The following is a 17,177-nucleotide window of genomic DNA, read 5'->3' as shown; positions in this document are numbered from 1 at the left end:
ACCGCCCCGGACGACTGGTACGGCTTCCACCTCAACAACTACACCAAGCCGCCCGATGAGGGCTATAAGACCCAAGACGGTCACGTCTTTTTCAGCCTGCGGCGGGGCAGCAGCGAAGACTGGGACCGACTCCTGATTTCGCTCGGCATGGAGGACTGCCTGGCTGACCCCCGCTTTGACGACTTTGGGCGCGAAGCGACCGGGGTGGGTCGCTATGTGGCCGAGGTCAAGCCGATCTGGGAGCGCGCCTTTGCCCAGCGCAGCAACGCCGAGATCGTCCGGCTGATCCACGAGTTTCAGGGCGACGCGGTGCCGTTCACCACCTACACCACCGTGTTTCAGCATCCCCAGGTCGAGGAGCTGGACGTCGTGCGCCAGATCAGGCGTCCGAACGCCGAGCCGTTTGAGACGATTGGGCCGGTGTGGGGTTTCTCAGACACCCCAGCTGCGGTGCACAGTCCGCCGCCCGACCTAGGCCAGCACACCGACGAGATTCTTCGCCAGTTGGGCTACAGTACGGACGAGATTCGGGACCTGAGAGCGGCGCGTGTTGTTGGCTGACTGGGACGATGACGAGCCTGCTGAGCGGCCGCCCGGAGGTTCGGCTTGTATTCAGACCGGGAACCTCGTAAGCTGAGGCCCACATTCGCTGAGCACAGTCGGCTTGGTTCACAAAAGATGGGGCTCCCGGAATCCTGCTCACGCTTCCAGGAGCCTTTTCATGCCCTCTGAGGGGGAGAGTATGGCACACGCAAAACAGGGCGATACGGTACGCGTTCATTACACCGGGAAACTCGATGACGGCAGGATCTTTGATTCCTCTGCGGGCAAGGCCATGCTTGAGTTCACGATTGGCAAAGGACAGCTGATTCCCGGTTTTGAAAAAGCGGTCGCCGGGATGCGTCCCGGCGAGTCGGTCAAGGTGGACATTCCGGCCGCGGAAGCCTACGGTCCACGTCGCCCGGAAATGGTGGCTGAACTCGACCGCAGCCAGCTCTCGGACAAACTCGAGGTCAAAGTCGGCCAACGTCTCCAGATGCGCCAAAAAGGAGGGCAGGCGCTAGTGGTGAAGGTCACCGCCCTGTCCGAAACAAAAGTCACGCTTGACGCCAACCACGAGCTGGCCGGCAAAAATTTGACCTTCGATATCGAGTTGGTCGAAATCGCTTAACCCACTGGCTGGACCGGCCGCGCCCTGATGGGAAGGGGCTCCGCGTATGATCAGGCGAACTTGGCGACCGACAGCACCAGCCGTACCAGGTCCACCTGCCGCGAGATGGCCTGCTTGGTGTAAATCTGCCGCAGGTGCCAATGGATGGAACTTTCCCGCCGTCCCGTAGTGGCGGCAATCTCGCGCACCGTGCGGCCTTCGGTCAACCAGACCGCGATCCGGCTCTCAGCCGGCGTCAGCCCCAGGGTCGTGGCGACCAGGTTGGGGTCAATCCGGGGACGATTGCCCGGCTCGACAAGCAACACCAGCACGGCAGTGCGTTGGGCTCCGAAGTCCGGCTGGCGCAGACCTACGGGTTTGACGTGGACCACGAACCGCGGCAACACCGACGTGCGGCGAAGCAGCATCGACCCACTGACGGCGCCGGCGGCCGGCAGCGCGTCCGCCACCAGCCGCTCAAGCTGGGCCTGGTCAGCCGGTGCGCGGGCGCGCAGCACCCCGTCTCGGTCCGACAGCCCATCGCCGCGGCGCAGGATGTCGCGGGCGCGGTCATTGGCGACGACGATCCGCCCGTGTCGGTTCAGGTGGATGACGCCGACCCGCGTGTTGTCGAGCAGGCCGGTCACGGACGCGCCCAGCGCCTTGGTGTGGACTAACGCCTGACGGACGCGGACAAACTGCCGAAGATGGGGCAGCAGACCTCTGAGCAGCGCGACCTGCGGGGCTTCCCAGGCGCCCGGGGTAACGGGGTCCGCGGTGACCCAGGCGTAGTGGCAGCTGTCCGGCCCGTCCAGGCGTGCCCTTAAGCCATCCTGGCCGCTGAACCGACGTAGCCCCTCTTGGTAGGCGGGCGAGGTTTTCAACTCCTCGGCGGTGTACAGGTCATGGGTGTGAACCAGGTGGCTGTCGGGCAGTTGCCGGAAGCGCGGCACGCTCTCGTCTATGGGATGATAGATGTCGAGGTACTCGCGTTCCCAGTCTGCGCGGCGCTCCCCCCGGTAGTAGAGCCCGAGGAAAAGAGCCCGGACATCGTCCTTGGGGCCTTCGGCGACCAACAGGGCATTGCCTTGCATGCCGCAGGCCTCATCAAGCATGGCCGAGGTGGCCGGCCACAGGGCCTCATCAAGCATGGCGTCGTATAACGATGCCAGGATGCGTTCGAACGCGTCTTGGTCGCTCATGACGCCGCTTCCTCATTTCATCCATAAACGCATTTTGCTTTCCCCTATATGCTATCGAGCCCAGCATTACCCTCCTAAAAATACGGGGATATGTCAAAAAATTATGAGTATTTTCGTAAGATTACGGGGATATCTACAAAAAACCGGCCTACGACTCCGGAGGGCAGCCCCACACGAGGAAATGGTCGCTGTGGTCGGCGAGAGACCTGATACTGCCTCTGTACGGACTTTGATCCGAGCAGAGGCGCGGAGAGAGGCGACCGACGGCTGGGAAGAACCGGTTGCGGTGGGGGCTTGACGCCTTCTGAGGGCTGCGGTTGTACGCCCGTCTGCGGCTCGAGCGCCGCCCGGCTGTTACCGACGGGTCCGAGTTCGGGTGATCGGGTGGTATCCGGGGAGCCGGTTCAAGCAAGGCTGGCCGGGTTTCCCTTCCTGCCGTTTGCGACGCGGATGATCAAACGGCCTGCCGCCCTGACGCATTCCAGTCGAAGGGCTCACACGCGGCCTGGAGCCAGGCCCGGTCGTCGCCGTTGAGCCGGGGAGCGATGGTGTCGAACACCTGCCTGTGGTAGTCGGCCAGCCAAGCCCGGTCGGTCTGGCTGAGCTGGTCCCAGTCAATCAGACGGTGGTCAAATGGAATCAGGGTCAGTGTTTTCAGCTGGAGCCACTTCTTGCCGCTGGGATGGTCCGGCAGCGTGTCGTCGGTCGTGACGACATACAGGTTCTCGAGCCGGATACCGCCCCAGCCAGCCTCGTAATAGCCGGGCTCGTTGGAGATAATCATGCCCGGCTGCAGGGGTTCGTCGCTGCCACGGGTGGCGACCCGCTGGGGGCCTTCGTGGACGTTGAGCAGGGCGCCGACCCCGTGCCCGGTGCCGTGGCCGTAGTCGAGGCCGGCGTTCCACATCTGGCCACGGGTCAGGGCGTCGAGCGCGACCCCGCCCGTGCCTTCGGGAAACTTTTGGCGGGCCAGCTGGATGTGACAGCGCAGGACCAGGGTATACAGCTGGCGCTGACGCTCGGTCGGCGTGCCAATGCAAATCGTCCGCGTGTCATCGGTCGTGCCGGCGCCCATCTGGGTGCCGGAGTCGACCAGCAACAGCTCGCCGTCCCGCAGGGCGACCTCGTCGTTGGCGCCGCCATAGTGGACAATCGCCCCGTTAGCACCGACCGCCGAAATGGTAGCAAAGCTCAGGTCGCGAAAGCCGTCTTCGCGGGCGTACTCGTCGCGCAAAAGCTGGGCGTAGGCTTTTTCGCTGAGCGTCTGGCCGCCCGCCCGCATCTGTTCCATGCGCGCCAGGCTGCGAATCTTGGCTGCGGCCGCGCGTTCGTGGGCTTCGCGGCTGCGCGCCAGCTCAACCTTATTCTTGAGCGCCTTCATCAGCACGACCGGGTTGCGCGCCTCGTACACGGGCTGGGCTTCGGGCAGCAGCAGGCGGGTGCCCATGGTCGTGCCGCTTGGGTCGAGCCAGATTTTTTCGTTTGCCTGGCTGCCAATGCGTCGCAGGGTCTCGGTGTAGGCGGCATACGGGGCAAAGCTCAGGGCTGGGGCTAGGCCGGCCTGAATTTCGGGGGTGGGGGTGAGGCGGGTAAAACAGGTCGCCCGCTCAGACTCGATCACGCAGTAGGACTCAAAGACGGGATTGTAGGACACATCGCTGCCGCGCAGATTGGTCAGCCAGGCGATCTCGTCGAGTTTGGTCAAGACCAGGGCCGCGACCTCTTCCTCGGCCATTTTTTCCCGCACTGCGGCCAGCTTATCGGCCACCGACTGGCCGGTGTCGTCCTCTGACAACAGATAGATGGGGTGGGACGGAGCCGGCGGGCGATCCTGCCAGACCGCGTCAACCAGATTGCCGGAAATCGGCACCAGGGCCGAATCCTCGGATTTGAGCGCCTGGCCGTAGGCGGCGTGCATGTCCATGGCCACCACAAACGGATCGTAGCCGACCCGCAGGCTGCCACGCTCTTTTTCCATTTCGCATAGCCACTCGGTGAGGGTTTTCTCGCCCTCCATGCCCAGTTTGTGAATCTGGAACAGGGCCGGATCGACCTCCTGTTCGGCCTGCAGGTAGTAGCGTGAGTCTACGAACACATGGCTGCCGTGGGGGCTGATCAGGGCGTCTCCGGCCGAGCCGCTGAAATTGCTGATGGCGGCCCGACGTTGTTGGTAGGCAGATACATACTCGTTGAGGTGGGAATCCGAGGACGGGACCAGGTAAGCGTCGACCTGGGCTTCCTGGAGATGGTGGCACAATGCGGTGATTCGCTGGGCGATCTGCTCGTTGGTCACAGACACGGTATCCAAGACGCACCCTCCTTGGGGAAAAATTCCGGCATCACTCTTTAGCAAGCGTAATGGCTGCATCATAGAGGCTTGTGGGGGCGGGATTCAACTGCCCGGCTTGCATCGCGCCCCGCATCTGCCACTATCGTTCGCACTACGGGCTGACCACAGGAGGAAGAGACATGGAATTTGGCGTTTCGGTTTCGACCAAGATCGACGATTGGCAGCTGATCACATACGCAGAAGAGCTGGGTTTTGACATGGGTTGGGTGCCCGACTCGCAGATGATCTGGTCCGACTGTTATGCCACCTTGGCCCTGGCCGCCCACAACACCTCGCGGATGCGGTTGGGAACGGGCGTGGCGATTCCCGGTACCCGGATTGCTCCGGTCACCGCCCATTCGATTGCGTCGATTAACCAGCTCGCTCCGGGACGGGTCTTTTTAGGCATCGGCACCGGCCATACCGCCATGCGGGTGATGGGTATGGAGCCGATGAAGATTGCCGCCTTCCGCGAATATCTCGGCGTGGTGCGCGAGCTGCTGCACGGCAAAGAGGTCGAATATACCCTCGATGGCCGGGCGCGCACCATCAGGTTCCTGCACCTGGACCAGCATTTCATCAATATTCACGATCCGATTCCAATCTACGTTGCGGCCAACGGCCCACGGGCGCTGAGGACGGCCGGGGAGTATGGCGACGGCCTCGTGTCGGTGTTTAACGACCGGCCCGAGGTGCTACAGGAGCATCTGGCCATAGTCCGGCTTGGTGCGGAAAAGGCCGGCCGGACGCTGCCCGAGCCCCTGCCGACGGCCACCTTTACCTGTGCGGTAGTGCTCAAGCCGGGCGAGGACTTGCGCTCCGACCGGGTCATTGAAGAGTGTGGCTCGTATGTGACGGCGATTATTCATTTTGTATACGAGATTTATCAGCAGACCGGCCAGGAGGAGGTCGTGCCGGAAGCGTATCGGGGCTTCTGGGAGGAGTACTGTGCCCACGTCGAACATATGCAGACGCCCAAAGACAAGCGCTACCTCCAGATCCACAACGGCCACTGCACGTTTTATGTGCCGGAAGAGCGCCGTTTCATCACCCCGGAAGCGATTCGCGGCACCTGCCTGGTCGGCAAACCGGACGAGGTGGTAGAGCAAATCCGCCAGGCCGAGAAAGCCGGGCTGAATACGGTTGTCCTGCTGCCGTCAATGGCCGAGAGCCGCAACGTGTTTCGTGATTTTGCCCAGCAGGTGATCGCCCGCTACTGATGCCCGTTCGGCTTTAGTGCTCTTCGAGCGGCTCGTAGTCGGGGATGCCGGTCGGCAGCTGATGGTCCATCTCCAGGGCCGGGTGACTGGTGGTTTTGGCGCACCGCCCCACGACTTTGGCCGGCACACCGGCCACCGTGCAGCCGGCCGGCACATCGGTCAGGACCACGCTGCCAGCCCCGACCTTGGCGTCGGCCCCGACTTCGACATTGCCCAGGATTTTGGCTCCGGCGCTGATCAGCACCCCGGTCCGAATCTTGGGGTGGCGGTCGCCGCTCTCCTTGCCGGTGCCGCCCAGGGTCACCTCCTGGAGCATGGACACGTCATCTTCCACCACCGCGGTCTCGCCAATAACCAGACTCGTGGCGTGGTCGATAAACACACCCGAGCCGATACGAGCCGCCGGGTGGATATCGACCCCGAAGACCTCGGAGATACGGTTCTGAAAACAAAAGGCCAGGGTTTTGCGGTCCTGGGTCCACAGCCAGTGGGCAACCCGGTAGGCTTCCAGGGCGTGCAGGCCCTTGTAGTACAGCAGGGGGACGAGGTAGGACGAGCAGGCCGGGTCGCGCTCCCGCGCGCCACGTATATCGGCTCGAACCGCCGCGCCGATGGTGGCATCCGACAGCATCGCCTCGATAATGATGTCGCGTAGCGACATGGACGGCAGGTTCAGGTTGGTCAGCTTGCCGGCCAGATGAAAGCTCAGCGCTTCCTCCAGCGAGGAGTGGTTGAGGATGATCGAGTGCAGAAAGCTGGCCAGAACCAGCTCACGTTCCTCTTCCCGCGCCGCCTCTTCCCGCACCGTCTGCCAGATCCAGTCGTCGCTCAATCCGTTGTGTTTGAGAGCCTGTGCCATGGTGTTCCTTTAACCTGAACACCGGCCAAGGACAATACGGTTTTGGCTCTTTTACAGGCGGCTCAACACCCCGCCCTCCAGCCACAGCACCTGGCCGGTAATAAAACCGGAACGGTCCGAGGAAAAGCTCAGCACCGCGTCGGCAACCTCCTGGGGCTGGGCCAGCCGTTTGTGGGGAATGTAGCGGCTGAGCTGTTTCTTGGTCGCGTCGTCCTGAATCATGGCCATGCCCTCGGTCCAGCCGGCCCCGATGGCGTTGACCGTGATGCCCTGGCGGGCCCATTCCTGGGACAGGGCCCGGGTCAGGTTGAGCACGCCGGCCTGGGCCGCACAGTAGGCGCTGCCGTTGGCCATGCCGCGTTGGCCGAGTACGGAAACGAGGTTGATGATCCGGCCGCGCTGCTGGGACAGCATTGGGCCGGCGGCCGCCCGACAGCTCAGGTACACGCCGCTCAGGTTTACGGCCAGCACCCGGTTCCACTCGGCCAGCGAACTGTCCTGGACGGGCTTGGCAAAGGCCAGGTCCGGGGCGTTGATCAGGATGTCGAGGCCGCCCAGTTCGGACACCGTGCGCTCGACCAGGGCCTGTACATCGCGTTCGCTGGTGATGTCAATCGTCTGGGCAAAGCCGTCTCGGCCCATAGCGCGAATCGTACTCCCGCAGACCTGGATGGCGGCCACCTCGCGGGGCGAGGGCAGCACGGTAGACAGGGCTGTATTGGCCCCGGCCTCGGCCAGGGCCAGGGCCAGAGCACTGCCGATCGGGGTGGAGGCGCCGACGATCAGGGCCGACTTGCCGGTCAGGGAGAAGGCGCTCATTGCGGCTCTCCTTCGAGCGCCACCAGCGGGGCAAAGCCGGTCGGGACCTGTCCGCCGGCCAAGCCCCCGCCCTCGGTACACAGCATTTCGCCGTTCATGTAGTTGGACGCGTCTGAGGCCAGGAATACGCACAGGTGGCCCAACTCGTCGTCTTTGCCCACCCGGCCGACCGGGATGAATTTGCCGCCCTGCCAGAATCTGACCAGTGCCGGATCGTCGTGCGGAAAAATGCCCGGCATGATGAGGTTGGTCTGGATATTTTTATCGGCGTAGTTCATGGCCATACAGCGGGTGAAGTTGTTAAGCCCGGCCTTGGCCGCAGAGTACATGAAGTTGTAGCGGCTGGCCCGCACCCCGAGGCCGGAGGTGATGTTGATGATTTTGCCGCCGCCGTGTTTGAGCATGTGGGGCAGCACCGCCCGACAGCAGAAGACCGCCCCGGTCAGATTGGTGTCAATGCCTTTGCGCCACTCCTCGTCGGTGATGTCTTCGAGCGGCTTGTTCCAGCCCCGGCTCGCCCCGCCGGCGTTGTTGACCAGCACGTCAATCCGGCCGAACTCGGCCAGGCTGGCCTCAACCATGGCCTGCACCGCGCTGGAATCGGTGATATTCACCGGCACGGCCAGACAGCGTCGGCCTGTGGCCCGGATCATCTCGGCCGTTTCCTCAATCTGGGCTGTGGTCCGCGCGGCCGCCACCAAATCGGCCCCAGCCTCGGCCAGGTCAAGGGCCATGGCCCGGCCCAGGCCGCGGCCGGCCCCGGTCATGATGATCGTCTTGCCGTCCAGGCGCAGTCTGTCCATGACACCCATTGTGTTGCCTCCTGTCGTATGGCAGGACATGGCCTAATTACTGCGAGATTGCAAGAGCCGAGCGAGACCTATGGCGGCTGAAGATCAGGCCTGGCGGGCGTTTATTGAGGGGGAGGTGTATCCTGACGCGCAAGCGCCGTGGCGGGATGACCCTGCCTACGCGATAATCCTGGACTATCCGGGCCTGCGCGACAGTATTGGTGGCCATGTGGCGCCCGCGCTGCAACAGGCCATTGGACTGGTCAAGGCCATGACGCAGGTGGATGTGCTGGACAGGCTGCGGGCGAACCGGCCAGCCCATGGGCTGTGTCTGGGCTTTGGCGCGAATGCGCTCGAACCCTACGATGTACTGACGGTTTTTGGGTTGGACCGGGTGCATGGCTATGAGTGGATTGGCGCCCAGGTAATCGAGGCTGCCCGGTTTCTGCACCTGAGAGAAGACGCCCGGCTGGCGGACAAGATTCGCTTACACCACGCCACGGTCAGCGATCTCAGCGCCCTGACCGACCGGTCGATACGGGTGGTGTACACCGCCAATATGTTTAATCGGGAGATTCCGATGAGCGCCGACACCTTTGAGCGGGCGCTGCACGAGCTGCTGCGGGTGTTGGTCCCGAGCGGCTTTGTTTTCAGTCGCGGCTCGGCCGGCGTGTTGGAACAGCGGCTGGGCCAGTCGTGCCGGACATTGCTCGACACCCCCCTGGTGTCGGTTTTTGAGCGGGGAGAGCCTGGGGCGTAGGCGAAGCTTTCAGAGCAAAGCGTCCACGTCGATACGCAAAGCCGTAGCCAGAGCGGCCAGGGTCCGAGCCGAACCGGTGCGACGGCCCCGTTCGATCTGTGAAAGATACAGGGCGTTGATACCGGCGGCTGCAGCCAGCTGCTGCTGGGTCATACCACGATGGCTGCGGTAGACCCGCACGGCGTTCTCGCCCGCCAACAAACGGTCCGCCACAGCGATGGGAAAGGACTCCTCGTCCTCGGTCTTGGCGCGGTCGTACAGCGCTTCATCACGTAGTCCCGCCTCGGCGCTGGCTGTTGTCAAGCGTTCGTATTCCCGCCACGGCAGGACGGCGAAGGCCGGCTTGCCGCTCGCGTCGCGGATGATCTGCGGTTTTGTCATATCATTCTCCTAGGACTTGTAGACATCGCCACGCGGGCCGATGCGGAGCACATTGATCTCACGCGTCCTTTCAATTCGCTCGAAGATGACGCGCCAGCCGCCAGCCCGCAGCCGAAAGCCTGGGCGGCCCTGTAAGCGTGCTACATCAATATCGCGCCGGTCCGGGTCTTGGGCCAGTTTGTCCAATGCACCCCGCACGCGGCGCGCCTCCCGGGCCGGCATTCTTTGCAGGGCTTTGATGGCGTGGTGCCTGATCGTCAGCCGGTACATGGCAGCCCCGTTCTTCCGTGTATATATAGCGAAATGCTTTACTAATAATCAAGCGTATCGCTATATATAGGCTCAGAGGGGGAAGCGTGCTACGGCTTTCACTGAGGATCCGCTGTCCTGTAGGTGTCTACTCGCGGTCGTGGTCTCTGTTCTCGCCATGAGGTATACCTGCAATATGTTGAATCGGGAGATTTCGATGCGCGCTGATACCTGTGAGCGTCCAGACCACGAACTCTAGCCGAAAAGCGGAGCAACAGGAGGAGGAGGATGAAGCGTTGTCAGTCATGCGGCCGACACAACACAGACCAAGCCCGCTTCTGTGCATCTTGCAGGGCGCGCTTGCCAAGATCTTCCGGTCCCGTCACCTCTTCTCGTCGGCAAGGCTGGAACGTCGAAGGTGTGGTTGTGCTGCTGACCATCGTGAGCCTCGGTGCCGTGGGCATTGCTGCGCTCGGCCGCTGGGAGCCGGCCAGGCGCCTCGTCACTGGGGAGCGGTCAGGAGACCAACCTCATCGCGCCGAGTTGCCTCCCGGGCAGGCAGACAGTCCGAGCGCCGGCGTCCCGGACCGTCCGGGTATCCTGGCCGGGCAAGATATTGAGCGGCGTACGTACGACTTGGTCAACGACTATCGGGTTTCGATTGGGCTTCCAGCGCTGGAGTACAGTGAAGCGCTGGCGGCGATTGCGCGTCAGCACAGCCGGGCCATGGCGACCGGGCGGAGCAGCTTCAGCCATGCCGGTGCGCCGATCCGCATGCGAGCCGCGCAGGATATCATCCGACTCAAGACATTTGCGGAAAACATCGCCTTCAACAATGCTCCGGTCCACCGCGCCCCCCGGCGCGCTCTCAACGGCTGGCTGGGCAGCGAGAACCATCGGAAGACGATTGAGGGTGAATTCGACCTGACCGGCGTTGGTAGCGCACGCGGGGAGGGCGGGTTCATCTACCTCACCCAGCTATTTGTGGACAGGCCGTAGAGAGTGAGCGGCCTGTCTGCCGCAACCCTTGTCCGGCTGCGTCCGGCCAGATATAGCCTGGGGAGAACTGCTGACAGATCGAAAGACACTGAGAGATAAAGGAGGCATTCCCCATGGCCGGACGACTTGAGGGTGAGGTGGCGATTATCACCGGAGCGGCCCGCGGGCAGGGTGAGGCTGAGGCGCGTCTGTTCGCCCAAGAAGGAGCGAAAGTGGTCCTGACCGATATCCTGGACGAGTTGGGCCAGCAGGTCGCCGGAGAGATCGGACCGGCCGCCCTGTTCCTCAAGCATGACGTCTCCCAAGAGGACGAATGGAAACGGGTTGTCGAAACCGGCGTCAACACCTTTGGCCGGGTGACGATCCTGGTCAACAATGCCGGGATCGGGCTGCGTGAGGACCGGGGTATTGAACAGACCCCCCTGGACGCCTGGCACCGGACGCTGGCGGTTAATCTGACCGGGGTCTTCCTGGGCATGAAGTATGTCGTGCCGGCCATGCGCACGGCCGGCCACGGCTCAATCATCAATATCTCGTCCATCGCCGGCATGGTTGGCGGCGGCGGCCTGCCGGCCTACCACGCCAGCAAGGGCGGGGTGCGCCTGCTGACCAAGACTGCGGCGGTGCAGTACGCCGAAGAAAATATTCGGGTCAACTCGGTGCATCCGGGCGGGGTGGATACCGAGATCCTGAATCCGTTCGGCGAAAAGTGGAAACAGCGTGCGGTCGATGCTCACCCGATGAAGCGCATCGCCGAGGCGGATGAAATCGCCTATGGCGTGCTGTATCTGGCCTCACCCGAGGCGTCGTTCGTGACCGGAACAGAGCTGGTTATCGACGGCGGGTTTATTGCCCGCTGAGGCAGCCGTAACAAGGAGAAATGTATGGAATATCGGGCGTTTGGAAACACGGGTCTACAGGTCTCGGCCATTGGCATCGGGTGCTGGGAGATTGGCGGCGGCTACGGCAGTATCGAGGAGAGTCAGTTCATCGAAGCGGTCCAGCGCGGCCTCGACCTCGGCATCAATTGCTTTGACACGGCCGAAGCCTACGGCTTTGGCGCCTCGGAAAAATCGCTGGCCAAGGCGCTCGGCACACGGCGCAAAGACGCCATCGTAGTCACCAAATTCGGGGTCGGCTATCAGGAGGCGCCGAACTTCCGCGACAGCAGCCACCAGCGGGTGATGGATTCTATCGAAAAAAGCCTGACCAACCTCGACACCGACTACGTTGACGTCTATTTGGTCCACTGGCCGGACGTGAACACCCCGTTTGAGGAGACCATGCGCGCGCTCGACGATGTGGTCCAGCAGGGCAAGGTCCGCTTTGTCGGCATCTCCAACTTCCGGCGCCAGCAGATCGAGACCTGCATGCAGACCCGCCGGGTCGATGTGGCCCAGTACTGCTGGAATATGTTTGACCAGCGCATGCACAAAGAGATCTTTCCCTACTGTCATGAGCAGCAGATCGGGGTCATGGCCTACGGCTCCCTGGCCTACGGGCTGCTGACCGGGACCTTCAGCGCGGATATGAACTTTGAGTCGGACGACTGGCGTTCCCGCCAGGGCCGGATGGGTGGCATCAATCTGTTCCAGACCCTGTTCGGGCCCGACTACTTCCCCCGCAATATCGCTGCGGTTGAAGAACTCAAAGGCATGGCCGCCGGCTATGGCAAAAGCCTGCCGCAGTTTGCCCTGCGCTGGACAACGTCCAACCCGGTGGTCAGCACCGCCCTGGTCGGCTGCCGCAACAAGGCCGAGGTCGAGGACAATACCGGCGCCCTGGGCTGGGAGATTTCAGAGGTGGATATGGCGGAGATCAGCGCCATCTTTGCCCGACGCGGGGTTGAGACCGCGCCGGATGTGTGGTTAGAGCGGGAGTGACGCCTGCCAGCCCCGCACCCGATCGCCACAGAAGGAATGGCCAGTCATGCCACGACTCCCGCTCGAAGGACTCAAGGTTGTTGATATTTCCGTCCTGTTTGCCTCGCCGACGATTTCCCAGAACATGGGCGATTTCGGCGCCGAGGTCATCAAGGTTGAGCACCCCCGGCTGGGCGACAGCCTGCGCTCGCTGGGGGCGGCCAAGGATGGGATTCCGCTGTGGTGGAAGATCACCAACCGCAATAAAAAGTGCGTGACCCTGGACCTGGGCAAACCCGAGGGCCAGGACATCCTCAAACAGCTGGTCGCCGATGCCGACGTGCTGACCGAAAATTTCCGGCCCGGCACGCTCGAACGCTGGGGGCTGGGCTGGGAGGTCTTGCACGCCCTGAACCCCCGGCTGATAGTGGTCCGGGTGTCGGGCTTTGGCCAGACCGGCCCGTATAAGGACAAACCCGGCTTCGGGACCCTGGCCGAGGCGATGAGCGGTTTTGCCCATATCACCGGCCAGCCGGACGGGCCGCCGACCCTGCCGGGCTTTGGGCTGGCGGATGCCGTGGCCGGCCAGTTCGGGACCTGGTCGGTGATGTTTGCCCTGTATGAACGCGATCATCACAGCGGCACCGGCCAGATGATTGATCTGAGCGTGATGGAACCGATTTTCACCCTGACCGGAGATCAGGCGCTGAGCTATGACCAGCTGGGCATCATCCAGCAGCGGACCGGCAACCGCGTGCCGTCCATTGGCGCGCCGCGCAATATCTATAAGACCGAAGACGGCAAGTGGCTGGCCCTGTCGGCCAACGCCCACGCCCTGGCCGGACGGGTGTTTGCCGCCATAGGCCAGCCCGACCTGATCCACGATCCACGTTTCAAGGATAACCGGGCGCGGATCGAAAATATTGACCAGGTCGATGCGATTGTGGGCGGCTGGATTGCCCAGCAGACGCTTGAAGCGGCGCTCAGACAGTTTGACCAGTACGACTGCGCGGCCGTGGCGGTGTACGATATTGAGGCTATCCTGGCCGATCCCCACTTCCAGGCCCGGGAAACGGTGACCACGGTCACAGACCCGGAGCTGGGCCCGCTCAAAATGCAAAATGTGGTGCCGACCCTGAGCCGGACGCCGGGCGCGATCCGCTGGACCGGTCCGACCCACATGGGAACCCACAACGAAGAGATCTACTGTGGCAAATTGGGCCTGACGCCCGAGCGTCTGGCCGAGCTGAAAGAGTCGGGAGTGATTTGAGCGCTCCGTCTAGGGGAAGAGGTGTTCCATGTCACGTCTCCGCCGTAGTCTGTTGTTTGTCCCGGCCAGTAGCGAGCGGTTTTTTGTCAAAGCCCAGAGTTCCCAGGCCGATAGCCTGATCTTCGACCTCGAAGACGCCGTCGCCCCGGAACGCAAAGCCGTTGCCCGTGAGACGCTCACAGACGTGTTGAGCGATAGCGGCTTTGCGCGCTTCGAGCGGACGGTGCGCATCAACGACCTCGATACGCCGTACTTTCTGGATGACGTGCTGGCCATGGTCGAGGCCGGGGCGGACGGGCTGGTCGTGCCCAAGACCAATACGGTCGAGGGTATCCGGTTTGTCGATAAGCTGGTCTCTCTGGCCGAGGAACGGGCCGGGCGCGAGCCGGGCTCGGTCGTGCTGCTGCCGCTGATCGAACAGCCACAGGCGATTGGCAACGCCTTCAGCCTGGCCCAGGCCAGCCCGCGATTGGCCGGCATGGCCTTCGGGCATGGGGATTTTTCGCTGGCGATGGGCATTGCGGCCGCCCCGTCGATCGACGGGATTGTCCTGCACGCCCGCTGCCAGGTGGTGACCGCGGCCAAAGCGGCCGGCATCGTGCCGATCGATAATGTGTATCTGGATATTCGCGATGCGGAGGGCTTGGAGGCCGAAACCCGTCAGGGCAAACAGCTCGGCTATGAGGGTAAGGCGTGTATCCATCCCAGCCAGGTCGAGCCGGTGAATGCGGTTTATACCCCGACCGCCGAAGAGGTCGCCTATGCCCGAGACCTAGTTGCGGCTTTCGAGCAGGCGGTGGCCGAGGGCAAGGGGGCGGTGGCCTTCCAGGGGCGGATGATTGACGGTCCGATTGCCGACATCGAACGCATCGTGTTGGAGCGGGCCAAGGCGGCCGGAATGCCGCTCGAGTGACCTGCCGGCGGCCACGACTGCTTGCATCCGCAAGCAAAGTGCGCTAGCACTGAGCGCATGTCTGCAAAAAAACCCGATCCGTATGCGAGCCTGGGCGAGTTTCTGCGCCGTCAGCGCGAGCTGTCCCAGCTGTCCATCCGCCAGCTGGCCGATTTGTGCGGCATTTCCAACCCCTATTTGAGCCAGATTGAGCGCGGCCTGCGCATGCCGAGCAGCATGATCCTCCAGTCTCTGGCCAAGGGACTCAAAATTTCGGCCGAAACCCTGTATACCCAGGCCGGTATTCTGGACCCCCAGGAAACCGAAGACAGCGATGTGGTCAAAGCGGTCATGCACGATCCCCAGCTGTCGGCTCGGCAGCGGGAAATGCTGATCGACATGTACCGCTCATTCCGTAAGGTCAACGAAAGCGAAGAATCGGTCTAATGTGTCACCCAGGTGACGCTTTTGGTGGCTGTTTTGCTTGCAAAAGTTAGCGGATTGAGCTAGCATCTATCGGAAAGCAAGCAAGCACCGGACAGGTGAACGCGATCAGAGGAGGACAATACCATGGCCGAGAATATGTGGACCAATAATCCTTTCAGCAAGATGTGTGGCGAACTGAACCTGCCCAATCTGCCGATGCTGGCGCCGATGCGAGAGATGGCCGCGCAGTATATTGACAACAGCGAGAAATGGGCGAGTCAAGCCCTGGAGATGAGCGAAAAAACCACCGCCTGGGCCAAGGAAACCCCGATGGCACCGATGGTTGAGGCCCAGCTTTCGCTGGCCAAGCAGCTCGTTGGTTCCTCAACAAGCCTGGCGCGCCAACTGTGGCAGCTGGACAAGTCGACCGAAGACAAGGTCGGCCTCTAGTCCTTTGGCATCTTGGCGTGTGTCGTATCCACAGGGGCTGCGTGCAGCCCCTTTTTTAGTGCTCAATCTGGACCAGTTCGCGCAGGCCCTGGGTTGACACAATGAGTCGGCGTCCCTCCCGCTGGAGCAGAGCCTTGCGCTCCAGGGTTCGCATGTGTTCGGTGACCTTTTGACGCGAGGCGCCGACCAAATCGGCCAAATCCTCGTGGGTGAGTTGGAGAATCAGGAGCGTGCCCCGCGAGTCCTGAGCCCCGAATTTTTGCGCCAGCTCCAGCAGGGCAAAGGCCAGACGATGCTGGAGGTCGAGACCCTGAAAGTGGGCGTAACGGTGCAGGAGGCCGAACCAGCGGCTGACCGTCCCGTCCATCAGCGCGCTGAAGTCGGCAAACGGAACACCCAGCAGGGTGCTGACCAGAGTATCGGCCGACAGGCGGCCGACCCAGCAGTCACTGAACGCCTCACTCCGAAACGGCCGCTGCATGCCGGGCAGCAGAGAGGTGATGCCGAACAGTTCGCCCGGCGAAATCAGGCTGACCAGAATATCCTCGCCCTCTGGGGTGCGCAGCGATAGCTTGATCACCCCGGAGACCAGGACGTACAGGGAGTCGGACGGGTCGCCCTGGCGGAAGAGGGTGGTCCGGCGCTCGAAGCGCTCCAGGGTGATCTCGGACAAAATGGTCTTGAGTTGGCGGTCGGAAGCTCTGGCAAACGTCCTCATCCGACGTAGGCTCATGATATTCAGAACGGGTTGGCGTGTCATTCTGCCTCGTCTCGCTTGGGTGTCTGGAACATGCGGGGCTGGCTCGGTAATTGTCGTCTCTCTATGTGTCACCTAGGTGACACAAAAGCAAGACGCGGTCCGCTGTGTTTCCGTCTTTTCCGGTCAGAGACCGATCCGAAGCCGGCTATGCTGATGGACCGAGGGCCTCTTTCGTTGTACAATCCCCGAGCAACGGTCGGGATCGGATAGCGTGAGCGCCGCAAGCAGTTCGCTCCGGCCGAATTCTGCTCATTTGGAGGGCGAGGGGATGCAATCCACATTGCAGTACATCAAGAACGCGCTGAGGGCACCGCTACTGGCCGTGCTTGGGCTGGCCCTGGTCGCTGGATGCAGTGAACCGACCGAGATGGGGGCTAAGGAAAAGCAGGCCATTCAGATGGTCAAATCGCATACCGCAGAGGGGCTGTTCAGCGTGATCTCGAATATCGAGAAACGCTCGCGGGACAGTGCCCGAGCCGGCCAGCCCTGGGAGTTGGGGCCATGGACAGCCGGCATGCCTTCTCAGAAGGACCGCTTTGTCGAGACCCTGAGTCAGTATTTCAACGTCTTCGATCAGTTTCGCGCCGGCAACTACTGGGTCCGCTTCACCTTTACGAATGGAGACGGCGCCGGCGAGGCCCTGTGGGACGTGAATATCTATACCAAGGATGTCATCGCAAGAAACGACGCTGCCAAGTCGTTTGAAACGCCGATGGATGAGCCGGACGAAGTATACAAGGAACCGTATAGCCGTTGAG

Annotated in this window: 20 protein-coding genes; 12 read left to right on the top strand and 8 right to left on the bottom strand. The window is 62.5% G+C overall.

Annotated elements, in window-relative coordinates:
- Nucleotides 1–561, top strand: a 561-nt coding sequence (locus J4F42_06115) for a CoA transferase (protein MCE2485069.1), incomplete at its 5' end; no start/stop codon positions are given.
- 181 nt (nt 562–742) lie between these two features.
- The gene (locus J4F42_06110) at nt 743–1,171 is read left to right on the top strand and encodes a peptidylprolyl isomerase (GenBank protein ID MCE2485068.1); all 429 of its coding nucleotides are present in this window, start codon (nt 743–745) and stop codon (nt 1,169–1,171) included.
- A 50-nt stretch (nt 1,172–1,221) separates the two neighbouring features.
- Here the strand turns inward: J4F42_06110 and J4F42_06105 are convergent, their stop codons facing one another.
- Complete coding sequence (locus J4F42_06105) at nt 1,222–2,352, bottom strand: helix-turn-helix transcriptional regulator (GenBank protein MCE2485067.1); 1,131 nt, start codon at nt 2,350–2,352, stop codon at nt 1,222–1,224.
- A 454-nt stretch (nt 2,353–2,806) separates the two neighbouring features.
- Entirely contained in the window at nt 2,807–4,660 is a 1,854-nt protein-coding gene (locus J4F42_06100; protein MCE2485066.1) for a M24 family metallopeptidase, read from the bottom strand.
- Between the two features lie 161 nt (nt 4,661–4,821).
- Between J4F42_06100 and J4F42_06095 the strand changes: the two genes are divergently transcribed.
- Nucleotides 4,822–5,901: an LLM class flavin-dependent oxidoreductase gene (locus tag J4F42_06095; GenBank protein ID MCE2485065.1), complete on the top strand. Its 1,080-nt coding sequence runs from the start codon at nt 4,822–4,824 to the stop codon at nt 5,899–5,901.
- A gap of 13 nt (nt 5,902–5,914) precedes the next feature.
- Here J4F42_06095 and cysE read toward each other — a convergent pair whose 3' ends face one another.
- The 3 genes from cysE to J4F42_06080 are packed head-to-tail and all read right to left on the bottom strand — an operon-like array spanning nt 5,915 to nt 8,391.
- Nucleotides 5,915–6,760, bottom strand: a complete 846-nt coding sequence (gene cysE, locus J4F42_06090) for a serine O-acetyltransferase (protein MCE2485064.1) — start codon at nt 6,758–6,760, stop codon at nt 5,915–5,917.
- A gap of 51 nt (nt 6,761–6,811) precedes the next feature.
- Nucleotides 6,812–7,579: an SDR family oxidoreductase gene (locus tag J4F42_06085; GenBank protein ID MCE2485063.1), complete on the bottom strand. Its 768-nt coding sequence runs from the start codon at nt 7,577–7,579 to the stop codon at nt 6,812–6,814.
- A complete protein-coding gene (locus tag J4F42_06080; GenBank protein ID MCE2485062.1) occupies nt 7,576–8,391 on the bottom strand; it encodes an SDR family oxidoreductase in 816 nt (271 codons plus the stop codon). The genes J4F42_06085 and J4F42_06080 overlap by 4 nt, the downstream gene beginning before the upstream one ends.
- Nucleotides 8,392–8,461: 70 nt before the next feature.
- On the opposite strand from J4F42_06080, the gene J4F42_06075 reads away from it, so the two are divergent.
- Nucleotides 8,462–9,130: a hypothetical protein gene (locus tag J4F42_06075; GenBank protein MCE2485061.1), complete on the top strand. Its 669-nt coding sequence runs from the start codon at nt 8,462–8,464 to the stop codon at nt 9,128–9,130.
- Between the two features lie 9 nt (nt 9,131–9,139).
- Here the strand turns inward: J4F42_06075 and J4F42_06070 are convergent, their stop codons facing one another.
- Together J4F42_06070 and J4F42_06065 are read right to left on the bottom strand one after the other, a co-directional pair.
- Nucleotides 9,140–9,511 carry a helix-turn-helix domain-containing protein gene (locus J4F42_06070; GenBank protein MCE2485060.1) on the bottom strand — a complete coding sequence of 124 codons (372 nt, stop codon included), beginning with the start codon at nt 9,509–9,511 and terminating at the stop codon, nt 9,140–9,142.
- 9 nt (nt 9,512–9,520) lie between these two features.
- Nucleotides 9,521–9,781, bottom strand: a complete 261-nt coding sequence (locus J4F42_06065) for a type II toxin-antitoxin system RelE/ParE family toxin (protein MCE2485059.1) — start codon at nt 9,779–9,781, stop codon at nt 9,521–9,523.
- Between the two features lie 405 nt (nt 9,782–10,186).
- Between J4F42_06065 and J4F42_06060 the strand changes: the two genes are divergently transcribed.
- The 7 genes from J4F42_06060 to J4F42_06030 all read left to right on the top strand — a co-directional run bounded on the left by J4F42_06060 (nt 10,187) and on the right by J4F42_06030 (nt 15,659).
- Complete coding sequence (locus J4F42_06060; GenBank protein ID MCE2485058.1) at nt 10,187–10,759, top strand: CAP domain-containing protein; 573 nt, start codon at nt 10,187–10,189, stop codon at nt 10,757–10,759.
- Nucleotides 10,760–10,872: 113 nt separating this feature from the next.
- Nucleotides 10,873–11,619 (top strand): glucose 1-dehydrogenase, encoded by a 747-nt coding sequence (locus tag J4F42_06055; protein ID MCE2485057.1) that lies wholly within the window; start codon nt 10,873–10,875, stop codon nt 11,617–11,619.
- Nucleotides 11,620–11,643: 24 nt separating this feature from the next.
- Nucleotides 11,644–12,642 carry an aldo/keto reductase gene (locus J4F42_06050; protein MCE2485056.1) on the top strand — a complete coding sequence of 333 codons (999 nt, stop codon included), beginning with the start codon at nt 11,644–11,646 and terminating at the stop codon, nt 12,640–12,642.
- Between the two features lie 46 nt (nt 12,643–12,688).
- Nucleotides 12,689–13,891: a CoA transferase gene (locus tag J4F42_06045; GenBank protein ID MCE2485055.1), complete on the top strand. Its 1,203-nt coding sequence runs from the start codon at nt 12,689–12,691 to the stop codon at nt 13,889–13,891.
- A 28-nt stretch (nt 13,892–13,919) separates the two neighbouring features.
- Nucleotides 13,920–14,804: a CoA ester lyase gene (locus tag J4F42_06040; GenBank protein ID MCE2485054.1), complete on the top strand. Its 885-nt coding sequence runs from the start codon at nt 13,920–13,922 to the stop codon at nt 14,802–14,804.
- 57 nt (nt 14,805–14,861) lie between these two features.
- Complete coding sequence (locus J4F42_06035) at nt 14,862–15,230, top strand: helix-turn-helix transcriptional regulator (protein ID MCE2485053.1); 369 nt, start codon at nt 14,862–14,864, stop codon at nt 15,228–15,230.
- Nucleotides 15,231–15,353: 123 nt separating this feature from the next.
- On the top strand, nt 15,354–15,659 hold the full coding sequence (locus J4F42_06030; protein MCE2485052.1) for a hypothetical protein: 306 nt from the start codon (nt 15,354–15,356) through the stop codon (nt 15,657–15,659).
- 55 nt (nt 15,660–15,714) lie between these two features.
- Here the strand turns inward: J4F42_06030 and J4F42_06025 are convergent, their stop codons facing one another.
- Nucleotides 15,715–16,419 carry a Crp/Fnr family transcriptional regulator gene (locus J4F42_06025; GenBank protein ID MCE2485051.1) on the bottom strand — a complete coding sequence of 235 codons (705 nt, stop codon included), beginning with the start codon at nt 16,417–16,419 and terminating at the stop codon, nt 15,715–15,717.
- 268 nt (nt 16,420–16,687) lie between these two features.
- Here J4F42_06025 and J4F42_06020 point away from each other — a divergent pair, with 268 nt between their 5' ends.
- Complete coding sequence (locus J4F42_06020; GenBank protein ID MCE2485050.1) at nt 16,688–17,176, top strand: hypothetical protein; 489 nt, start codon at nt 16,688–16,690, stop codon at nt 17,174–17,176.
- Nucleotide 17,177 lies beyond the last annotated feature (1 nt).

It is taken from the genome of Desulfurellaceae bacterium, assembly GCA_021296095.1.
Classification (GTDB): domain Bacteria; phylum Desulfobacterota; class Binatia; order Bin18; family Bin18; genus JAAXHF01.
This window is presented reverse-complemented; position numbering and strand designations above follow the sequence as displayed.

Coding starts and splice junctions, on each gene's coding strand:
- cysE (MCE2485064.1), bottom strand. CDS start 6,760: ATGGCACAGGCTCTCAAACACAACGGATTGAGCGACGACTGGATCTGG.
- J4F42_06095 (MCE2485065.1), top strand. CDS start 4,822: ATGGAATTTGGCGTTTCGGTTTCGACCAAGATCGACGATTGGCAGCTG.
- J4F42_06025 (MCE2485051.1), bottom strand. CDS start 16,419: ATGACACGCCAACCCGTTCTGAATATCATGAGCCTACGTCGGATGAGG.
- J4F42_06050 (MCE2485056.1), top strand. CDS start 11,644: ATGGAATATCGGGCGTTTGGAAACACGGGTCTACAGGTCTCGGCCATT.
- J4F42_06110 (MCE2485068.1), top strand. CDS start 743: ATGGCACACGCAAAACAGGGCGATACGGTACGCGTTCATTACACCGGG.
- J4F42_06045 (MCE2485055.1), top strand. CDS start 12,689: ATGCCACGACTCCCGCTCGAAGGACTCAAGGTTGTTGATATTTCCGTC.
- J4F42_06040 (MCE2485054.1), top strand. CDS start 13,920: ATGTCACGTCTCCGCCGTAGTCTGTTGTTTGTCCCGGCCAGTAGCGAG.
- J4F42_06070 (MCE2485060.1), bottom strand. CDS start 9,511: ATGACAAAACCGCAGATCATCCGCGACGCGAGCGGCAAGCCGGCCTTC.
- J4F42_06020 (MCE2485050.1), top strand. CDS start 16,688: ATGCAATCCACATTGCAGTACATCAAGAACGCGCTGAGGGCACCGCTA.
- J4F42_06065 (MCE2485059.1), bottom strand. CDS start 9,781: ATGTACCGGCTGACGATCAGGCACCACGCCATCAAAGCCCTGCAAAGA.
- J4F42_06030 (MCE2485052.1), top strand. CDS start 15,354: ATGGCCGAGAATATGTGGACCAATAATCCTTTCAGCAAGATGTGTGGC.
- J4F42_06055 (MCE2485057.1), top strand. CDS start 10,873: ATGGCCGGACGACTTGAGGGTGAGGTGGCGATTATCACCGGAGCGGCC.
- J4F42_06035 (MCE2485053.1), top strand. CDS start 14,862: ATGTCTGCAAAAAAACCCGATCCGTATGCGAGCCTGGGCGAGTTTCTG.
- J4F42_06080 (MCE2485062.1), bottom strand. CDS start 8,391: ATGGGTGTCATGGACAGACTGCGCCTGGACGGCAAGACGATCATCATG.
- J4F42_06085 (MCE2485063.1), bottom strand. CDS start 7,579: ATGAGCGCCTTCTCCCTGACCGGCAAGTCGGCCCTGATCGTCGGCGCC.
- J4F42_06105 (MCE2485067.1), bottom strand. CDS start 2,352: ATGAGCGACCAAGACGCGTTCGAACGCATCCTGGCATCGTTATACGAC.
- J4F42_06075 (MCE2485061.1), top strand. CDS start 8,462: ATGGCGGCTGAAGATCAGGCCTGGCGGGCGTTTATTGAGGGGGAGGTG.